Annotated in this window: 13 protein-coding genes; 7 read left to right on the top strand and 6 right to left on the bottom strand. The window is 62.9% G+C overall.

Translation table 11 applies throughout. The features are described 5' to 3' along the window. Nucleotides 1–422 precede the first annotated feature (422 nt). Both EMB92_RS11695 and EMB92_RS06610 read left to right on the top strand, forming a co-directional pair. Nucleotides 423–2,576: a threonine/serine exporter family protein gene (locus tag EMB92_RS11695; RefSeq protein WP_223847621.1), complete on the top strand. Its 2,154-nt coding sequence runs from the start codon at nucleotides 423–425 to the stop codon at nucleotides 2,574–2,576. Nucleotides 2,577–2,753: 177 nt separating this feature from the next. Continuing rightward, on the top strand, nucleotides 2,754–4,415 hold the full coding sequence (locus tag EMB92_RS06610; protein ID WP_140445327.1) for a sodium/proline symporter: 1,662 nt from the start codon (nucleotides 2,754–2,756) through the stop codon (nucleotides 4,413–4,415). Between the two features lie 380 nt (nucleotides 4,416–4,795). On the opposite strand, the gene EMB92_RS06605 is transcribed toward EMB92_RS06610, so the two are convergent. After that, nucleotides 4,796–6,376 carry an amidohydrolase gene (locus EMB92_RS06605; protein ID WP_150394216.1) on the bottom strand — a complete coding sequence of 527 codons (1,581 nt, stop codon included), beginning with the start codon at nucleotides 6,374–6,376 and terminating at the stop codon, nucleotides 4,796–4,798. A gap of 309 nt (nucleotides 6,377–6,685) precedes the next feature. Here EMB92_RS06605 and EMB92_RS06600 point away from each other — a divergent pair, with 309 nt between their 5' ends. Beyond that, complete coding sequence (locus tag EMB92_RS06600) at nucleotides 6,686–7,735, top strand: putative endonuclease domain-containing protein (RefSeq protein ID WP_150394215.1); 1,050 nt, start codon at nucleotides 6,686–6,688, stop codon at nucleotides 7,733–7,735. Nucleotides 7,736–8,086: 351 nt separating this feature from the next. On the opposite strand, the gene trpS is transcribed toward EMB92_RS06600, so the two are convergent. Continuing rightward, complete coding sequence (trpS, locus tag EMB92_RS06595) at nucleotides 8,087–9,187, bottom strand: tryptophan--tRNA ligase (RefSeq protein WP_043166651.1); 1,101 nt, start codon at nucleotides 9,185–9,187, stop codon at nucleotides 8,087–8,089. Between the two features lie 194 nt (nucleotides 9,188–9,381). On the opposite strand from trpS, the gene EMB92_RS06590 reads away from it, so the two are divergent. Then, nucleotides 9,382–9,807 carry a DUF3073 domain-containing protein gene (locus EMB92_RS06590; protein WP_107044675.1) on the top strand — a complete coding sequence of 142 codons (426 nt, stop codon included), beginning with the start codon at nucleotides 9,382–9,384 and terminating at the stop codon, nucleotides 9,805–9,807. Between the two features lie 97 nt (nucleotides 9,808–9,904). On the opposite strand, the gene EMB92_RS11930 is transcribed toward EMB92_RS06590, so the two are convergent. From EMB92_RS11930 to EMB92_RS06575, 3 genes are read right to left on the bottom strand one after another with little or no spacing between them, the layout of a single operon-like run. After that, nucleotides 9,905–10,471, bottom strand: a complete 567-nt coding sequence (locus tag EMB92_RS11930; protein ID WP_150394214.1) for a sterol carrier family protein — start codon at nucleotides 10,469–10,471, stop codon at nucleotides 9,905–9,907. Nucleotides 10,472–10,527: 56 nt separating this feature from the next. Further along, nucleotides 10,528–11,613: a sensor histidine kinase gene (locus tag EMB92_RS06580; protein WP_150394213.1), complete on the bottom strand. Its 1,086-nt coding sequence runs from the start codon at nucleotides 11,611–11,613 to the stop codon at nucleotides 10,528–10,530. Between the two features lie 12 nt (nucleotides 11,614–11,625). Continuing rightward, complete coding sequence (locus EMB92_RS06575) at nucleotides 11,626–12,273, bottom strand: response regulator transcription factor (protein ID WP_223847606.1); 648 nt, start codon at nucleotides 12,271–12,273, stop codon at nucleotides 11,626–11,628. A gap of 419 nt (nucleotides 12,274–12,692) precedes the next feature. Here EMB92_RS06575 and EMB92_RS06570 point away from each other — a divergent pair, with 419 nt between their 5' ends. Beyond that, complete coding sequence (locus tag EMB92_RS06570; protein WP_223847605.1) at nucleotides 12,693–14,117, top strand: MFS transporter; 1,425 nt, start codon at nucleotides 12,693–12,695, stop codon at nucleotides 14,115–14,117. A 220-nt stretch (nucleotides 14,118–14,337) separates the two neighbouring features. After that, nucleotides 14,338–16,785, top strand: coding sequence for a glycogen/starch/alpha-glucan phosphorylase (locus tag EMB92_RS06565; protein WP_140445323.1), 2,448 nt, complete (start codon nucleotides 14,338–14,340; stop codon nucleotides 16,783–16,785). Between the two features lie 231 nt (nucleotides 16,786–17,016). Here EMB92_RS06565 and EMB92_RS06560 read toward each other — a convergent pair whose 3' ends face one another. Further along, nucleotides 17,017–17,262, bottom strand: coding sequence for a hypothetical protein (locus EMB92_RS06560; RefSeq protein WP_107044651.1), 246 nt, complete (start codon nucleotides 17,260–17,262; stop codon nucleotides 17,017–17,019). A gap of 128 nt (nucleotides 17,263–17,390) precedes the next feature. Here EMB92_RS06560 and EMB92_RS06555 point away from each other — a divergent pair, with 128 nt between their 5' ends. Continuing rightward, nucleotides 17,391–18,116, top strand: coding sequence for a rhomboid family intramembrane serine protease (locus EMB92_RS06555; RefSeq protein WP_375137635.1), 726 nt, complete (start codon nucleotides 17,391–17,393; stop codon nucleotides 18,114–18,116). Nucleotides 18,117–18,419: the final 303 nt, after the last annotated feature.

Raw genomic sequence — 18,419 nt, 5'->3', positions numbered from 1 at the left:
GTTGTGGTCAGCATTCTATCGTCGCGAAATCGCCATCTATGTTACGAAGTTCGATTATCGGGCGATTTTCGGATAATCGGGGGTGATCGGTTTTCCGTGCGATGGTCGTGCGATGACCGTGTGATGGTCGCGGAACGAGCGTGGGACGACCATATGGCGACCCCCGATCGTCCGAAAAGTGGACACGAAAGTGAACGCGGCGATGTTCGGGGAAGGGCGCGGGGTAGCGTACGATCTCGGGTAATTTGCGGGGATTCCATCGCAATTCGTCGGATTTCCTTCATCAGAATCGAATACACATGCAACAGCAGACGGACCATACCGACACACAGAACGGGCGCCGCACCGACACCAAGGAACCGCCCAAGGAGCACGGTGCGATCGCCGTATCGCACTACCACACGCACTCCATTCCGCTGGACATGGAGGACATCGAACGCGACTGGGACAAACCGATCACCGAGGCGGGCATCGCCGCCAAGGCGAGCGTTATCGTGCGCGTCGGACTGCTTGACCTGTCCGCCGGAACCGGATCGTTCCGTGTGCGTGAGATGATGCATCGCATCGCCTACCCGCTCGGCGTGCACGTGCGCGCCGACGTGAATCTGACCGACATCGAGGCCGCGTGCACCGACGGCAAGGACCGCATCACCGAGGTCATCGACCTGCCCACCACCGGCGTCAACACCGAACGCATCTGGCTGCTCGAGCACTTCGCCGACTGGTTCAGCGTGAACCTCGGCGAGGAGAGCATGTACCACACGCGCCCCGAGGTGTCCAAGGGCCTCATGCAGCACCTCGACGAGAAGGACGCCTCGCAGATGTCCGCCAAACTCGCCAAGGAGCTGCGCGAGGAGGAGAAGGAGGAACGGGAACGTCAGGCCGAGGCGCAGGAGGCGCGAGGTGCGACGGGAGCCGGTACGGTCGCGACATGGGTGAATCGCCTCGCCGGCCGCGGCCATGACGTCAAGTCGGGTCAGTCGGGTCAGTCGGGTCAGTTGGACCAGTCGGACCATGACGGCAAGTCCGGTCAGGTCGAACAGGATGGACAGGACGCCGTCCTCGACGCCCTCGAAGCCGCAAGCCAGCACACCGATCCCGGACAGCCGCTCGCCGAACCGCTGGACGTGCATGAGAGCGACTGGTCCAAGTCGGCGATGACCGAATCGCTCGCCGAACGCGCCGAACTCGCCAAGCAAGAGGAGCGCGAACGGCAGGAGCGGCATCGTCGCCGCGGCGTCAACGGATCCGGCCACGCCGACTCCGAAGTGATGGGCCCCGACTTCGAGGACATGAGGGACAGGATGGCCGAAGTCTCGGATCCGGCCGATCGTAAGCCGTCACGCGAGCGCCTCGTCGATCGTGAGTTCCGTGAGGTCCGTGACGCGCATGAGGGCCGAGGCCGTCATGGCGTGGCGCCGGAAGAAGGCTTCGTCGGCAACGGCGTCGGCAACGGCAGCAGCGGCGGCACCAAGGCCGCCAACGGCACCGCGGGATCCTCCTCTCGCAAACGTGATCACAAGCCGCCGAAGGGCGAATACGCCGAACACTTCGACCACGTCGGCAAGACACCCGTGGCCGGCCGCCCCGGCATCACCGTGCGGCAGGCGCACAAGCGACTCGACATGATCGAGCACCGCAAGCCGCTCTACTCCCCCGCGTTCGCCGGACTCGCCTCCGCCATCGCCTGCGCGTCCTTCGTGTTCCTTCTGGGCGGCGGCCCGTACGACATGGTCGGTGCGTTCGTCGGCGCCGGACTCGGCCACTGGCTGCGCCGCCGGCTCTTCGCCCACCACCTGAACCAGTTCTTCGTCACCTTCGTGTGCGTGGCCGTCGCCGCGCTCGCCTGCACCGGCACGCTGCGACTGATCGGCCTGTTCGACCCGATCGCATTGCAGCACGACACCGCGTACATCGGCGCGATGCTCTTCGTCATCCCCGGCTTCCCGCTCATCACCAGCGGACTGGACATGGCGAAGATCGACTTCCCCTCGGGCATCCAACGTCTCGCCTACTTCCTGTGCATCGTGCTCATGGCCACGCTCGCAGGCTGGATGATCGCCACGATCGTGCACCTCAACCCCACCGGATTCGAGCCGCTCGGGTTGAACCCGTGGGTCAACGCGCTGCTGCGCGCCGTGTTCGCGTTCCTCGGAGTCTGGGGCTTCTCGATCATGTTCAACTCGCCGCAGCGCATGTGCCTGACCGCCGCCGTCATCGGCATGATCACCGACACCCTGCGTCTCGAGATCGTCGACGCCGGCGTGCCCGCCGAAGCGGGCGCATTCATCGGCGCCCTGCTCGCCGGCCTGCTCGCCTCCGCATGGCGATCCTCGGTACGCAAGGGCTGGCTGCCCCCGCACCTTGGCTATCCGCGCATCTGCCTGACCGTGCCGTCGATCGTGATCATGGTCCCCGGCATGTATATGTACCGCGCGATGTGGTACCTCGGCAGCTTCCAGACGATCCACGCACTCGACTGGGCGTTCCGCGCGTTCATGGTGATCGTCTGCCTGCCGATCGGACTGGCGATGGCCCGCGTCATCACGGACAAGTCCTGGCGCTACGACATCTGACCGGCGCTTGATCGGCAGGCTAACCGACCTTCGCGCCGCGGCCGAACGCGCCCATACTCTGAGACGGTTTCGTGGCGTTTTCGGCGGATTGTCCGCACTGTCGGGGAACGTCGAGCGATATCGGGGAACGAGCACACAAGACAAGAGCGGAACGAGAGAAAGTAAGGCGGCCTTATCGTGGCGAACGATTTCTGGATCCTACTGGCCATGGTCATCTATTTCACGGCCATGCTGTCCATCGGATTCATCTACTCCAAACGATCGAACTCCTCATCGAAGGAGTACTTCGCCGGCGGCCGTGGCGTCGGGCCATGGCTGACGGCCCTATCCGCCGAAGCGTCCGACATGTCCGGATGGCTGCTCATGGGCCTGCCGGGCCTCGCCTACTTCACCGGCGCCGCCGACCCGATGTGGACCTCCATCGGACTGGCGCTCGGCACATACCTCAACTGGAAGCTCGTCGCCCGGCGACTGCGCCGCTACTCGGTCGTTGCCGGCGACGCGATCACCATCCCCGACTTCTTCGCCAAGCGCTTCCATGACAAGCGCGGCGTGATCTCGACCATCGCGGCGCTCATCATCCTCGTGTTCTTCTGCGTGTACGTGGGCAGCTGCTTCGTGACCGTCGGCAAGCTGTTCCACGCGCTCTTCGGCTTCGACTATCACCTCATGATGATCATCGGCGCGCTGGTCGTGTTCGTATACACCATCGTCGGCGGATACCTGTCGGTCGTGATGACCGACTTCATTCAGGGAGTGCTCATGTTCTCCGCGCTCGCCGTCGTGTTCATCGGCACGGTGGCCTCCGCGGGCGGCATCGGCAATACGGTCGCGTTCCTGCGCGCCATCCCGGGCTTCATCTCCGGCACGCAGGTGGCGGTGCCGCAGCTCGACCCGACGTCCGGGCAGCAACTCGTCGAGGCGGGCAAGGCGGTGTTCGGCGCACCCGCCGACTACGGCATCATCACCATCGTCTCGATGCTCGCCTGGGGTCTCGGCTACTTCGGCATGCCGCAGGTGCTTGTGCGATTCCTGTCGATCCGCAGCGTCGAGGAGGTGCGCAAATCACGGATCATCGCCACCTCCTGGTGCGTGCTATCGCTCGCCAGCGCGGTGTGCATCGGCCTGGTCGGGCGCGCGATGATGCCGACGCACCTGCTTACCTCGGGCGACGCGGAGACCATCTTCATCGTGCTCGCGCAGACGCTGCTGCCGAGCTTCATCTGCGGTGTGGTCGTCTCCGGTATCTTCGCCGCCTCGATGAGCTCGAGCTCGTCGTACATGATCATCGGCGCCTCCGCGATGGGCGAGAACATCTTCCGCGGGCTGCTGCACCGCAAGGCCACGGACAGGCAGGTCATGATCGTGGCGCGTCTGACTCTGATCGTCATGTTCCTGTTCGGCATCCTCGTGGCCTACGACCAGAACTCGTCGATCTTCCAGGTCGTCTCCTACGCGTGGGCCGGTCTGGGCGCCTCGTTCGGCCCGCTGATGCTGTGCGCGCTGTACTGGCGCCGCGCCAACAAGGCGGGTGCGGTGGCCGGCATGATCTCCGGCACCGCTGCGGTGCTCGTGTGGCATAACCTCATCAAGCCATTGGGAGGCGTGTTCGCGATCTACGAACTCCTGCCCGCGTTCCTCATCTCGCTGGCGTGCATCATCGTGGTCTCGCTGCTCACGGCCCGTCCGAGCGATCGCATGCTCTACGAATTCGATCACTACATGGATGATCCGCTGCCCGGTACCCTGCCCTCCGGCACGCTCCTGGTCGACGAGCCGATGCAGGCCATGGAATCCGAGGTCAATCCGCGGCGCGGTGATACCTCCCACGATGCGTGATGCGGGGACGTGGGTTGCAGAATGCGCGCGCAGCACGTCCCTGATTGCAGGATGAGCCGGTCTGGCACAAGGTGGGCATGAGGTGGTCGATTCATTAATGAATCGACGGCGCAGGATACTGGTTTTCTGCTGGGTTTCTGCGTTACAAGGGGTACTTTCGGCCTGTTGCGGACATCTATCTCGCTTACGTGGGGTACTTGTGTCAGGTATACGGGACCGAGAACGGCTTGATTGCAACGAGGTCAAGCCGTTTTCAGGCCTTGATACTTCGGACAAGTACCCCTCGTAAGTGAGATAGATGTCCGCAAACGCCGCAATGTACCCCTTGTAACGCAGATAGCTTGTCTAGTACCTCACCGCACTGTTCATCACCGTGCCGTTCAGAGGATGCGCCTCCCGCCGACGAACGTCATCGACACGTGCTGCGGCATGGCGCGCATCTCCTCCGGGGTTCGGGCCTCGTACGGGTCGGTGTCCAAGAGCACAAGATCGGCGGGGTCGCCGGCTTCGAGATGGTCGCGCCCGGCCGCCGTGGATGCGGCCAATGCCACGTCCACAGGCAGGCACTGCTCAGGCTGGAACGGCTCTCGATCGGAGTTCTCCGTGCCGAACACTGCCGCGGAGATGGCCATCCACGGATCAAGCGGCGCAACCGGGGCATCCGACCCCATGCGCAGCCGCGTGCCGGCGTCGTACAGCGACCGGAACGCATACGGGATGCCGGCCGGATACGCCCAGAAGCGGGTGATCACATCGCGGTCGTCCATCGCATGCTGCGGCTGGATGCTCGCGTCGAGCCCAAGCTGCGCGAGACGCGGGATATCGGAGCGCTTGAGCATCTGAGCATGCTCGATCGACCCATGGGCGCGCGTGCGCTCGGCCGCATTCAACACGATGGTATTCGCCTCGTCGCCGATCGCATGGCAGGCGATATCGAAGCCATGCTCGGTGGCGAGCCGCATGTACTCCTCGATCTGCTGCGGCGTATAGCTCAGCGTGCCGTAGGTCGGCGGTTCGATCCCTGAATACGGGGTCGAGCAGTAGGCGGAACGGGTGTTGAGCGAACCATCCGAGATGAGTTTCATCGCGCCGACCGTGCCGAGCCCCCGCGATCCGGGCAGCTCCTTTCCGGTACGCCAGCCGTCGTCGATGGCCTGCTGCAGGCGTTCCGGATAGACGCCGGCAGCGACGCGCAGACGATCGATGCCGGAAGCGAAACGACGGATCCACGTGTCGATGTTCTCGGCCATTTCGTAGTCGCGAATGCCGACCACGCCCTTGCCGGCCGCATCCCGCTCGGCCTCACGAAGCAGACGGTCGGTCTCCTCGGCAGCCCCCGGCGCCTTGTCGAACTGAGTGTAGGCGTCGAACCATTCGAGCTCGCCGACGAGCCCGGTCTTCTCATCCACATGGACGCCAAGTCGTCGGGCCGCCGCCGAATTCACCCATCCGCAGTGCATGTCGGCGCTGGAAAGCGCGACCGGCTGCTCGCCGGTCACCGCATCGATCGCAGCCAACGTGGGCTGTTGATCGTCGGACCACAGCGAGTGACGGAACCGCATGCCCACCACGAACGCATTCGGGTCGAGTGTGCCTGCGGCGCGGCGTTCGTCAAGATGCGCACGAAGCATCGCCATCGCCTCGTCGGCCGACCGAGCGCTGATCAGATCAAGGCGACCGAGGGTTTTCGACCACTGCGTGAAATGCGTATGGCAGTCCCACAGTCCGGGGATGACCCACAGACCGTCGGCGTCGATGGTGTCGGCCGTGTCGGTGTCGGCCGTGTCGGAAGCCGAGACTGACGTCGTTGACAAAGATGGCGTCACGGAGACGATGCGTCCTGCGCGGATGCTGAGGTCCACGCGTGTATCCGTGCCTACATCGCTGCCGGGAATGCGCGCATTGATGATATTGAGATCGCGGTCGTTCGGATCGCCGCTCGTGCTATTGCCGTTGTCCATACCGCTATGGTGCCACTGTCGGATGAGGGAGAGAAGCGTCCTTTCGACCGTTGAGCCGAATGATTGTGTCGAATGGTTGAGTCTCCTGTGCCGTCTCCTGTGCCGTCCCCGCCCGGCGGTGTCCGACAGCGCGATGGCCCGGTTATCCACAAACGCCCGCATCTATGCACGGCTTATTCTTCGATCAAGGTGCGATTCCCCAATGCCGCATAATCTGGGTTAAGCCGGATGCCTGCATCTCGCAGTCCTCGAAGAAAGGGATTGCACGGTTGTGCCGGGCAAGGAAAGCAGAGGATCGAGGAGGATCTGATGGGCGATTCGATGGCATTGACTGAGCTTACGGAACTGAAATATCGTCGTATGGAGGTGTGCGCTGCGATTCAACGGCGCACGGATTGGCGTCCGCCATATGCTTTGTCGACCGCTTTGGAACTGATGGCGATCGAGTTGCCTCGCATGCCTGCGTTGCCGTCGCGTCGGCGAATGCGGTACCGGAAGCGTAGTCGAACCAGTGAAGACGTGGCGGTGGCGGTTCCTCATCTCAATCGCCGATACCGGGTCAAGGGAGTCAATGCGGTGGTGTGGCGGTTCCCGATGGACACCGTCACGGTCGAACGGCAGTTCGCATGCACGTCCCCGCCTTGCACGTGGGCGATGTTCGCCCCATATGTGGGTTTGGAGGAGCTTATCGTGCTGGGGGATTCCATGACCCGGCGTGATGGGCGTCTGCGTCGGTCGACAGTGGAGGAACTGGGCCTGTACCTCGATGGTGCTGAGGAGTACGCGCGGCAGGAGCGTGAGGCGGGGCGCCAATGTCGGATGTTCAGAGGATATGCCGATTGTCGTCGTGCGCTGCCGATGATTCGCGAGGGCACGGATTCCTCGATGGAGACGCGCACTCGATTGGCGTTGATGAAATACGGATTGGATTGTCCTCGAGTGAACTACCCCGTGTTCATCGGACATGGAGAGAAGACCCTGTATTTGGACCTTGCGTATCCCGAGTTCAAGATCTGTGTCGAATATGACGGCTCTCATCATGCCGGTCAATGGCTAACCGATGTCAAAAGGCGGCAGAAACTCGAGGATGCAGGATGGAAGTATGTCCAAGTGACGACAATGGATATTGGTGATGACTCCTCTGAAGCGGCCTTGGCCGGCAGGGTTGCGGAGAGAATATACGAGGTAACGGGTTCGATCGCACCACTGACCGAGAGAAAGACCATTCGTCAGATCTGCGATGGCAGAAGTCGGTATCGCAAGCCGATGCACCTGCGACTTGGATTCACCCCATTGTTGAATTCTGGTGTCGGTGATGGTGAGGCGCTGGTCGATGTCATCGGTGACTGTGACCCGTGAGGATGGTGGTTCTCCAGACTGGGACACTGCCTATCTGCGTCTGCTATCTGCGTTATGAGGGGTACTTTCGGCATCGTGCGGACATCTATCTCGCTTGCGAGGGGTACTCGCCTCGGGTATAAGCGCCGGAAAACGGCTTGATGCCGCTGGGGCTAAGCCATTTTTCGGCCCTTATACTTCGGTCTGGTACCCCATGTAAGCGAGATAGATGTCCGCACAAGGCTGAAAGTACCTCATGTAACGCAGATAGAGGGAACGAATGTCCTTATCAGGCTGCTTTCGGTACTGCTTCGGTACTGCTTTCGGTACTACTACGGTACTGCTTCGGTACTGCTTCGGTACTGCTGAATATCAGTACTTCATGCCCATGGCCTCGCGCACCTCGTCGAGGGTGGCCTCGGCGATCTCGTTGGCGCGCTTGTTGCCGTCGTGCAGGACGTCGCGCACGTAGTCCATGTCCTTGGCCAGCTCGGCGCGACGCTCGCGGTGCGGGGCGAGGAAGTTGTTCACCGATTCGATGACGTACGCCTTGAGCGCGCCTGCACCCGCGGCGCCGATCTCATCGGCGATCTCCTTCGGATCGCGCCCGGTGACAAGACCCGCGGTGGTGAGCAGCGCGGAGACCTGCGGACGGTTGATCGGATCGAACGTGATGGTGCGCTCGGAGTCGGTCGGGCTCTTCTTGATGAGCTTGGCGGTCTCCTCGGCGGTGGCGCCCAGCATGATCGAGTTGCCGTACGACTTGCTCATCTTGCGGCCGTCGAGGCCCGGGATCTCCGGCGCGTCAGACAGGATCGCGGCCGGCTCCGGGAACACCGGGTGCTTCTTCGCGTAGCGCTCGTTGAAGCGGCGGGCGATGGTGCGCGTGATTTCGATGTGCGGCAGGTTGTCCTTGCCGATCGGCACGACGTTCGCCTTGCAGAACAGGATGTCGCACGCCTGATGCACCGGGTAGGTGAGCAGCAGACCGGTCAGGGCGTGGCCGGAGGCCTCCATCTCGGACTTGACGGTCGGGTTGCGGTGCAGCTCGGCCTCGGTGACGAGGGAGAGGAACGGCAGCAGCAGCTGGTTCTCGGCCGGCACGGCGGAGTGCGCGTAGATCATGGTCTTCTTCGGGTCGATGCCGGCGGCCATGTAGTCGAGCACGAGGTTGAGGACGTTGTCCTGGATGTGCTCGGTGGTGTCGCGGTCGGTGATGACCTGATAGTCGGCGATGATGATGTTGGAGTGCACGCCCTTGTTCTGCATGGCCACGCGCTCCTTGATGGAGCCGAAGTAGTGGCCGAGGTGCAGACGGCCGGTCGGGCGGTCGCCGGTGAGCATCGTGAACTTGCCCGGCTCGGCTTCGAGCTTGGCCAGCGTCGCGTCCGAGCGCTTCTTTGCGGCCAGGAAGCTGGCGCTCATTTCGTTGCCGGCGGCCGTGATCTGCGGCTCCTGCGTTTCTTCCGTCATGCGTATCGTCCTTTTCGGTGGTTTCGGTGATCCGGCTGATCAGGTGACTGGTCAGTGTGGTGATCAGGTTGTGTCAAAACCGTGCAAAATATCGCTTTTATCGTAAAAGCGCGAGCCGACAAGCCCAATGAATCAGACAAGTGGTACTCTTCTATGTTGATGAATTGATAGCAAGCATTATCTCAGGGGGTCACATGGGCCGCGGACGTCAGAAAGCCAAGCAGCAGAAGATAGCTCGTAAGCTCAAATATCTGACTACCGACACCGATTACGATGAGCTTGCCAAGGAACTGAGCGGTCAGGAGCCGGGAACCGGCTCGGTTGACCCGTTTGCCGACGTCGAGGATCAGTATTCTTCTCACTATGCGGACGAAACTTCGGACGCCGCCGTTGCGGCGGATTCGAGTGTTTCCGCTGATGCCGATGACGCTGATCGCGTTAGCGGTGCCAGCGCGCAGGGCGACGACGATCTGGACGAGTACGCCAAGTGGGCCGCCGAGGCGGCTGCGAAGGCTACCAGCGGTGAATTCCCCAAGGCAAGCAAGACCAGCGCGAAGCCGGTGCCGCACAAGCCCATCCCGATGCCGATGCCGAGCGCGCTCAAGCCTCATAAGGCCTGAGAACCGTCTCTGGCAGAGAGCATGCCATCGCATTGACTACCCCTCAGGCCTGTTACCGGGCCAGCTCCCCTGACAAGGGGAGCTGAGGGGGTAGTCCTCACAGCGGCAACAGCCACCCCAGATCGTCGCGTTCGCCGACCGCGCTGATATGCCCGGCCTCCTTCTCCTCGTTCCATGAGGTGATCCCGGCCGCAAGGCGTAGCCATACCTGCGGATCCAGTTCGATGACGTCCGGCGGCGTGAGATTATGCGGATCCGAGGCCGGTCCGTCGAGGATCTTGATCGCGCCCCACGGTGCCACGCGTACCTCCACACCGGGGCCGGGTGCCTTGCGTTCAAGCAGGAACAGCGAGTAGCGTACGGCCATCGCCATGACCGGGCGCGGCAGTTTCGGCGCGATGGCGAGGCGCGCAGGAGCGGGCGGAGCAGACATTGTCGTGATGCCGGTTGCGCTGTTATCTGTGCTGTTATCGCCGTCGGCCATATCGTTTGCGCCGTTACCGTCGTTCCCGGCACCTTCGTTGGCGATTGCGGCGATTGCGGTACTCGCGGGGATCGCTGCGGTTGGCGTACCAATGCGCGCGGCCTTGTCGTACGCCGCCTCGCGCCACTGCTCGAACGCCGCGCGTCCGCGTTCCAAATCCTTCTCCAGAATCACAGCCATACCGTCATTGTGCCACGTCAGTGGACGGTTTGACGGCTAATAACTGGACGGTTGCGTCACGGCTGCGGACGGCATGGGATGCGCGCGTAGAGCATCCATGCCCCGTCGTCGCCGCGGGTGCGGCACTCGCCTCCCAGCGACGCGATCACCTCGCGATGCATCCCCAATCCCCGCCCGGACCGTTCCGCGGCGCCAAGCTGCGGGGTGTGCGCGGCGTCGGGGATGTCGTTGACCTCGCGAATCTCGATGTACTCCGGACTGAGCATGACGTACAGCACGTACGCGTCCGGCCCCGGCGCGACATGACGCGCGATGTTGGTACTGATCTCGTGCAGCAGGGAGAGCGCCTCGCGCCGTGATGCCGCGTCCACGACCACCGCCATGCCGTTCACGGCGATCGTCCCGTCGTATCCGAGCGGTTCAAGGAATCGGTGCATGGCCGCCAGCTCACCGTCGAGCTGGGACATGAACGACGGTGTCGTGCCTGCCGTTGCTCTGTCCGTCGTTGCTGTCTGGGGTGAGTTGTTCTGCGCCAAGACCTCCTTGTTGCGCCCATCGTCGGCGCGATTCCCGTTCCCGATACGATCGTCGTTGAGATCGTCGTTGAGATTGTGCTCCGCAAGGAAATCGATGATGCCATGCACTTCCTGGAACGCCCGCTGACTGCTGTCCAGAATGTTTCTCCACGTCTCCGCTTCGCTGGTTTCGCTCTGAGTTTCGCCTTGGGCTTCGCCCTGCTCCCCCGGGCCCGCGTCCAACTCCTGCAGTCGCCGGCGCGCGGTGGTCGAGATGAATGTCAGTTCGTTCGACAGCGTGTCATGCATCTCGATGGCCAGCTGACTGCTGCGCCTTATGTCGTCGAGACGCTCCTCGATTCGTGTGTTCTCGTCCTCCTGTGCGTGCAGCCTCCGACGCCACGTAGCGGCCGCCGCGGTCGCCGCCGTGAGTGACGCCGTCACCCCGGCCGCGATCGCGCTGACGAGTGCCGATCCAGTGAGTGCGAACGCCGTTCCCATGGCGACGAGGGTCAGTACGATCCCCGCCACCAGCCATGGGTGGTTGATGTCCACGTCGATATCGAGCTGGTGAGAGAGCCGATCGCTGCCATTGCCGCGTTTGGAGTAGGAGATGCGTGATGTCATGTTCGTGTGCGATCAGTGCATGGTCATGCGGATCCAAGCGCCGATCAGCTCCTTGAGATTGCCGGCACCGAGCTTGCCCGCGGCCCGATTCAGATGCGTGCGTACCGTGGTGGCGCCGATGTTGAGCTCCTGTGCGATCTCCGGAACCGTCCGACCCCGCGACCACAGGTCGGTGATCTCCATCTCGCGCGCGGTCAGTGAGGTGTCGCCTTGGGCGAGTATGCGCCGGTGCGCGTCCGCGACCGTTTGGAACCGTACATCGCCGTTCTCCGGCTGCCACGTGTGCCCTGCGAGCACCTGTCTGATCGCGAGGGCCTGCAGTCGCGCGTCGTCGTTTTTGCTGATGATGCCCTGCGCGCCTGCATCGGCCATCTCCCCGGCATGCCGTTCGACGACCGACGCCGTGATGGCGAGTACGGCGGTCGTGGCGTTCTCCCGGCGGATCGTGCGCACGACGGCCGGGCCGTTGATATCGTTCATCGCAACGTCCGCGAGCAGGATCGACGGCGGGTCGACCGCGTCGGTGCACTGCCTGATCGCCTGCGCTCCCTCGGTGACCGGCGGAAGGATCGCGATGTCGGTCAGGATGCCGGCGAGGATGGTGCGCATCGCGAGGAGCGCCATGCGGTCGTTGTCCATGATGAGCATCGTCGGTTTCATGGATTGCGCGGATGGTTGCACGTCCGATTGCGGGGATAATACCGCCGACCTGTGTGCGACGGATGCCCTCCGCCCTGTACTCGTCATGCTCTCCACGGGGTCAAGAATAGGTTCGGGCGTGGATTCGCCTTGATTCGTCCTCATAAATGAGGACGCGTCTTCCCGTGTGTCCTCACAAGTGATGATCGTGGATACGTAGGTGCGCCTGCATTCCTTACTGTCGGGAAATGTCCGTTCAAGGACATGATCTCAGCTTGAGGAGGCATATGATGATCGCAATGGTGACAGTATCGGATCCGCGCATTGATACGGGTGTTATCGATATCCATATCAAGATTAATAAGTGGTGAGGTTACCATTGGTACGGACACATGTGGCCTGGGGCTCATGCATCCGTGATTCGTTTGGAGATGATAGGCGTGCGTGCCAATGAAGCTCGCTCCGGTGATGGTGATGGCGACGAGGATCGTCCCGTGCGTCCCGTGCGTGAGCGCGGCGGTCTGTGGCGTCTCGCCGACTATCGTTGGTGGTTCGCGGCGGATACGTCCGGTGCGCTGAGTGGCAGTGTGATCGCGTTCGCGATGCCGATGATCGTGCTGGCGATGACGGGGTCGTCATTGGTTGCCCTGATCGTCGAGGCCGGCTGCGTGGTCGTGCAGACGCTGGTCGGTCTGATTGGCGGCGTGGTGCAGGACCGCTACGATCGCAAGGCGCTGATGATGGTCTGGGGCCTGTCCGGTTTCGTTCTGTACGGGGTGTCTGCCGCGTTGATCGTCGTCGCGATCGGCTCCGGGTCCGCTTCCGACGCCGCACGTCCGCTCGCGTCCGCCCCGTGGGCCGTCGGCGCGATGATACTCCTCGTCCTCCTGTTCTCCGTACGTGACGGTCTGCTCGAGAACACATCGAACGCGATGCTGCGCGGCGTGGTCCCGGACGCGGACCTGCCGCACGCGATGGCCGTGAATGACGCTCGCGATTCGACGGTGACGCTCGTCGGTGGCCCGTTCGGCGGCATGCTCATGGCGCTCGGCCGTGCCGTGCCGTTCGTGGCGGGCGCGCTGCTCGGCGCGGTTGGCGCGCTGTCTGCGTGGCGCATCGCCCACTACTGGCATCGCGATCCGGCGGCGACACAGTCCGATTCGTCTGATTCGTCCGTCCTAAGCAAGGCGGGCGATGACGAGACGGGAGATGCTCTCCCCCGTTTCCGCGACGCGTTCGGTGGCCTGATCTGGCTGCTCAAGGACCCGTTCCAGCGCCACCTGTCCATCGCCGCCGCCGCGGCCGCCGGCGCCGGCAACGCGATCCTGCTGCTGACGACCATCGAGGCGTCGCAGGGCGGCACGCGCGTGATCTCCGCAGGATTCGTGGACGCGGCGACCTCCGTGGGAACGCTCGTCGGGGCGCTGGTCGCCTCGCGTCTCATCGACTCGATCCGCAGCGGTGCATTGGTCGCCGCGATGTTCGCGATGCTCGCGGTCGGATTCCTCGGTGCCGCCCTCGCCCCGTCGATGCCCGTCAAGGTCGCGTTCGTGGTGTGCGCCGTGCTGGCGATGCCGGCGGGCAACGCCGTGCTTGGAGGACTGAGCAACCTTCTGGTCGGCAAGGACAAGCTCGGCCGCATAGAGGCCGGCGGCACGCTGCTGCAGTACGGTGCCTACGGGCTTGCGCTGGCGATGTCCGGCATGGGCATGCAATGGCTGGGATATCGCGGCACGTGTCTGGCGCTCGCCGGCGTCATCGCCGCGGCCGCCGTGTATGCGCTGTCGATGCGTGCCCTGCTCACGCTCCCGACGCCCGACCACTGGGGCGATCACGTTACGGCCTGGCACATCGCCACGTTCTGACCGCTCCACGAGTCTGCCGACGAGTCCTCGACCGGCTCGTGAACATCGTCTCCCGATCCGATGGCCATACTACGTAGTATGGTGATGGATAAGAGCTATGACAACGTATGCACGAAGTGGTGCGGAATGTAACGCACTGTTCATGTATGGGTTGAAGCGCGGCCAATATCGCGCCTTATCATGGTCAGGGAAGTTCCATCCCGGAAGGACAAAAAGAAACATGACCGAGATCACTGCACCGAAGTCTCCCGTCACGGCTGAGCAGTTCGCCGACGAGATTCGTGAACAGCTGAAGTACACCCAGGGCGTCACCCCCGAGCAGGCGACCGCCGCCGACGTCTACGTCGCCGCCTCCAAGGCCGTCCGCAACCACCTCGCGGACTCTTGGTTCAAGACTCAGGCTGATATGGTCAACGGCAACACCAAGGCCGTCGGCTACTTCTCCGCCGAGTTCCTCATGGGCAAGCAGCTTGAGAACGCCCTGCTCAACGCCGGCCTGACCGATCAGTTCGACTCCGCCGTCGAGGCCCTCGGCTTCCAGCCGAAGGACATCGTCGACGCCGAGTACGAGCCGGGCCTCGGCAACGGCGGCCTCGGCCGTCTCGCCGCCTGCTACGTCGACTCCCTCGCCTCCCTTGGCGTGCCGGCCTTCGGCTACGGCATCCAGTACCGCTACGGCATCTTCAAGCAGACGTTCGACGAGAACGGCAAGCAGGTTGAGACCCCGGACTACTGGCTGAACAATGAGGAGCCGTGGGGCCACATCGACTACAACCGTGACCAGAAGGTCTCCTTCGGCGGCGAGGTCGTCGAGGAGAACGGCAAGAAGGTCTGGAAGCCGGCCTGGTCCGTGCGCGCCGTCCCGGTCGACTACCTCGTTCCGGGCTACGAGTCCCAGCGTGTGAACACCCTGCGCCTGTGGACCGCCAAGTCCTACGACGAGTTCGACCTGCTCACCTTCAACAAGAGCGAGTACCTCGACGCCGTCAAGCCGCAGGTCAAGGCCGAGGACATCTCCAAGGTTCTGTACCCGGAGGATTCCACCAAGGTCGGCAAGGAGCTGCGCCTCGAGCAGCAGTACTTCTTCGTCGCCGCCTCCCTGCACGACGCCATCCGCGTCTTCTACCCGGGCCAGGACAAGCCGGATCTGACCACCTTCCCGAACAAGATCACGTTCCAGCTCAACGACACCCACCCGGTCATCGGCATCCCGGAGCTCATGCGCATCCTCATCGATGAGTACGACTACGACTGGGACACCGCGTGGAACATCACGGTGAAGACCTTCAACTACACCTGCCACACCCTGCTGCCGGAGGCCCTCGAGGTCTGGTCCGCCGACCTCATCGGCGAGCTGCTGCCGCGTCACCTCGAGATCATCGAGAAGATCAACGAGCAGTTCGAGGACGAGCTCAAGGGCAAGGGCGTCGACGACGAGACCATCGAGCGCATGCGCATCTACACCGGCGACTCCGTCCGCATGGCCTACCTCGCCACCTACGGCGGCTCCCACGTCAACGGCGTGGCCGCCCTGCACTCCCAGCTCCTCAAGGACGTCACCCTCAAGGACTTCTCCGACGTCTACCCGGACAAGTTCACCAACGTCACCAACGGCGTCACCCCGCGTCGCTTCATCAAGCTCGCCAACCCGCGTCTGTCCGACCTCATCACCGAGGGCCTCGGCACCGACAAGTGGCTGTCCGACCTTGAGCTGCTGCAGGGCCTCGTCCCGCTGGCCAAGGACGACGAGTTCGTCAAGAAGTTCGCCGCCGTCAAGCAGGCCAACAAGCACGCCTTCGTCGGCTTCGCCAAGCAGCACTACGGCATCGACGTCGACGAGAACACCCTGTTCAACACGATGGTCAAGCGTCTGCACGAGTACAAGCGCCAGAGCCTGAAGATCCTGGCCACCATCTCCCAGTACGCCGCCATCAAGAACGGCTCCGCCTCCGTCGAGGACCTGCAGCCGCGCACCGTGTTCTTCGGCGCGAAGGCCGCCCCGGGCTACTACCTGGCCAAGATGACCATCGAGCTGATCAACAACGTCTCCCGCGTCATCAACAACGACCCGGACCTCAAGGGCAAGCTCGCCGTCTACATGCTCCCGAACTACAACATCGAGATGGCCCAGAACCTCATCCCGGCCACCGAGCTCGACGAGCAGATCTCCCAGGCCGGTAAGGAGGCCTCCGGCACCGGTAACATGAAGTTCGCCCTCAACGGCGCTCTGACCGTCGGCACCCTCGACGGCGCGAACGTCGAGATCCGTGAGCGTGTCGGCGCCGAGAACTTCTTCCTCTTCGGCATGACCGTCGACGAGGTCGAGGAGCAGTACGCCAACGACTACGATCCGGCCAAGTACTACGAGGCCGATCCTCGCCTGAAGCACGCCATTGACCTCGTCGCCAACGGCACCTTCTCCAACGGTGACCGCAACGCCTACGCGCCGCTCGTCGCCGACTGGCTGACCAAGGACTGGTTCATGACCCTTGCCGACTTCACCTCCTACGTCGACATCCAGTCCGAGATCGAGAAGCTCTACCAGGACCAGCTCGAGTGGAACCGCAAGGCCCTGCTCAACGTTGCGAACTCCGGCTTCTTCAGCTCCGACCGTTCGATCGAGGATTACCTCAAGGACATCTGGCACACCGGCCCGCTCGCCGACTGACGGAGCGTATACCGTCTTTCCTCAACCTCGACGTACCTTTGTATGCCTTCGGTTTCGGACGACGGTCTCCGCACACGTCAGTCGACTCGCTCCGCACGCTCCGCACGCGCGTGGCGAGAGCTAGCGGATAGCGACTGAGTGATAACGCAAAGGTCCCGCAATCCATTCGAGATTGCGGGACCTTTTCGTATAATCCGTATGTATGCGCTGTATGCGCTGTGGCGGTGCTGATCAGGCTTCGGCCGGGGCGGCTTCGGGAGCGTCGTCGGCCGGGGTAGCCTCATCCTTGGCCTTGTCGGCCTTCTCGGCCTTGTCAAGACCCAGATCGACCGGCGAGGAGCTGTTCTCCCACGGCTCCTCCCACGGATCATAATCCGGGTTCTGCTGCTTGTAGATGTACAGGCCCACCACGCCGGCGAGCAGCGCACCAAACAGCAACGCAAAGAACTTCCAACCGTTCGAGGACTTGTTCTCCATGACGGCTCCTTTCCCATTCTCGTCGCCCTGTTCGTTCAGTGACGACCTTGCTTCCCCATCATAGGCACGTTTTTGTGAGGATCGGGTGTGAACGCGCCCAAGGTATCTCCTCCCGATACACTGATCCCATGCGCATGAATCTACCGAAATTCCCTACGAGACAGCAGATCGCCTATGAGTGGAGGAACAACGGCCCGGTGGTCACCAAGGCGCTGGTCGCCGTGTGTGTGGCGGTGTGGCTTGTCGAGATCCTGCTGAGACTGCTCTCGCCCGCCTTATTTAACGAGTTCATCGGCTCCGGCATGGTGATGCCGTTCACGCTGTTCTCCCGCCCGTGGACGTGGTTCACGTCGATGTTCCTGCATGCGCCGAACATCATGCACATTCTGTTCAACATGATCGCGCTGTATTCGGTCGGCCCTGAACTGGAGCGCATGATGGGCCACTGGAAGTACCTTGTGCTCTACCTGATCTCCGGATTCGGCGGCGCGGTTGGCCTCGTCGTTTGGGCCCGCGTGACTGGCAACTGGATGATGGCCGCGTATGGTGCGTCCGGTGCGTTGTTCGGCCTGTTCGCCGCGATTCTGGTCGTCTACCGCCGTATCGGGGCCGATATCAACTCGATGCTGGTGTGGATGGCGGTCAACTTCCTGCTGCCGTTCGTGGTTGGCGGCATCGCCTGGCAGTCGCATGTCGGCGGATTCGTGACCGGTGGCGTGCTCACATGGCTGCTGGTTGCGGGGATTCCTGCGCTGCGCCGCCGCTCGTTCAACCAGCGCATGTGGCTCTATGGGGGAGCGGTGGTCGTCGCGCTCGTCGCGATCGCGATGGTGTGCCTGATGTCGATCGCGTGATCACGCCGTTAGTATCCTGCGCCGTAAAGTCATTGTTGAATTGACCACCCCTCAGGTCTGCTTCAGGTCTGCTTCGCGGTCCGGCTCGTCCTGCGATTACGGACGCGCTGCGCGCGCGCCATGCCGACTCGTCTGTCGGTCCCCGCACGTTGCCTGCAAACGGCGGAGCTGTTTGCTTCATGGTGACGCCCTGACCAACGGCAACGTCCCGACAAGGGGAGCCGGGATGAGACCAACGAATTTCCGGTGGAGGTACTAGATACTCGGCCGCGCCATCGCAGACCGACTCAATTGCATCGCCCG

The organism is Bifidobacterium callitrichos, assembly GCF_008698085.1.
Taxonomy (GTDB): domain Bacteria; phylum Actinomycetota; class Actinomycetes; order Actinomycetales; family Bifidobacteriaceae; genus Bifidobacterium; species Bifidobacterium callitrichos.
Note: the sequence above shows the minus strand (reverse complement) of the source record. Positions and strands in the feature narration are given on the sequence as shown.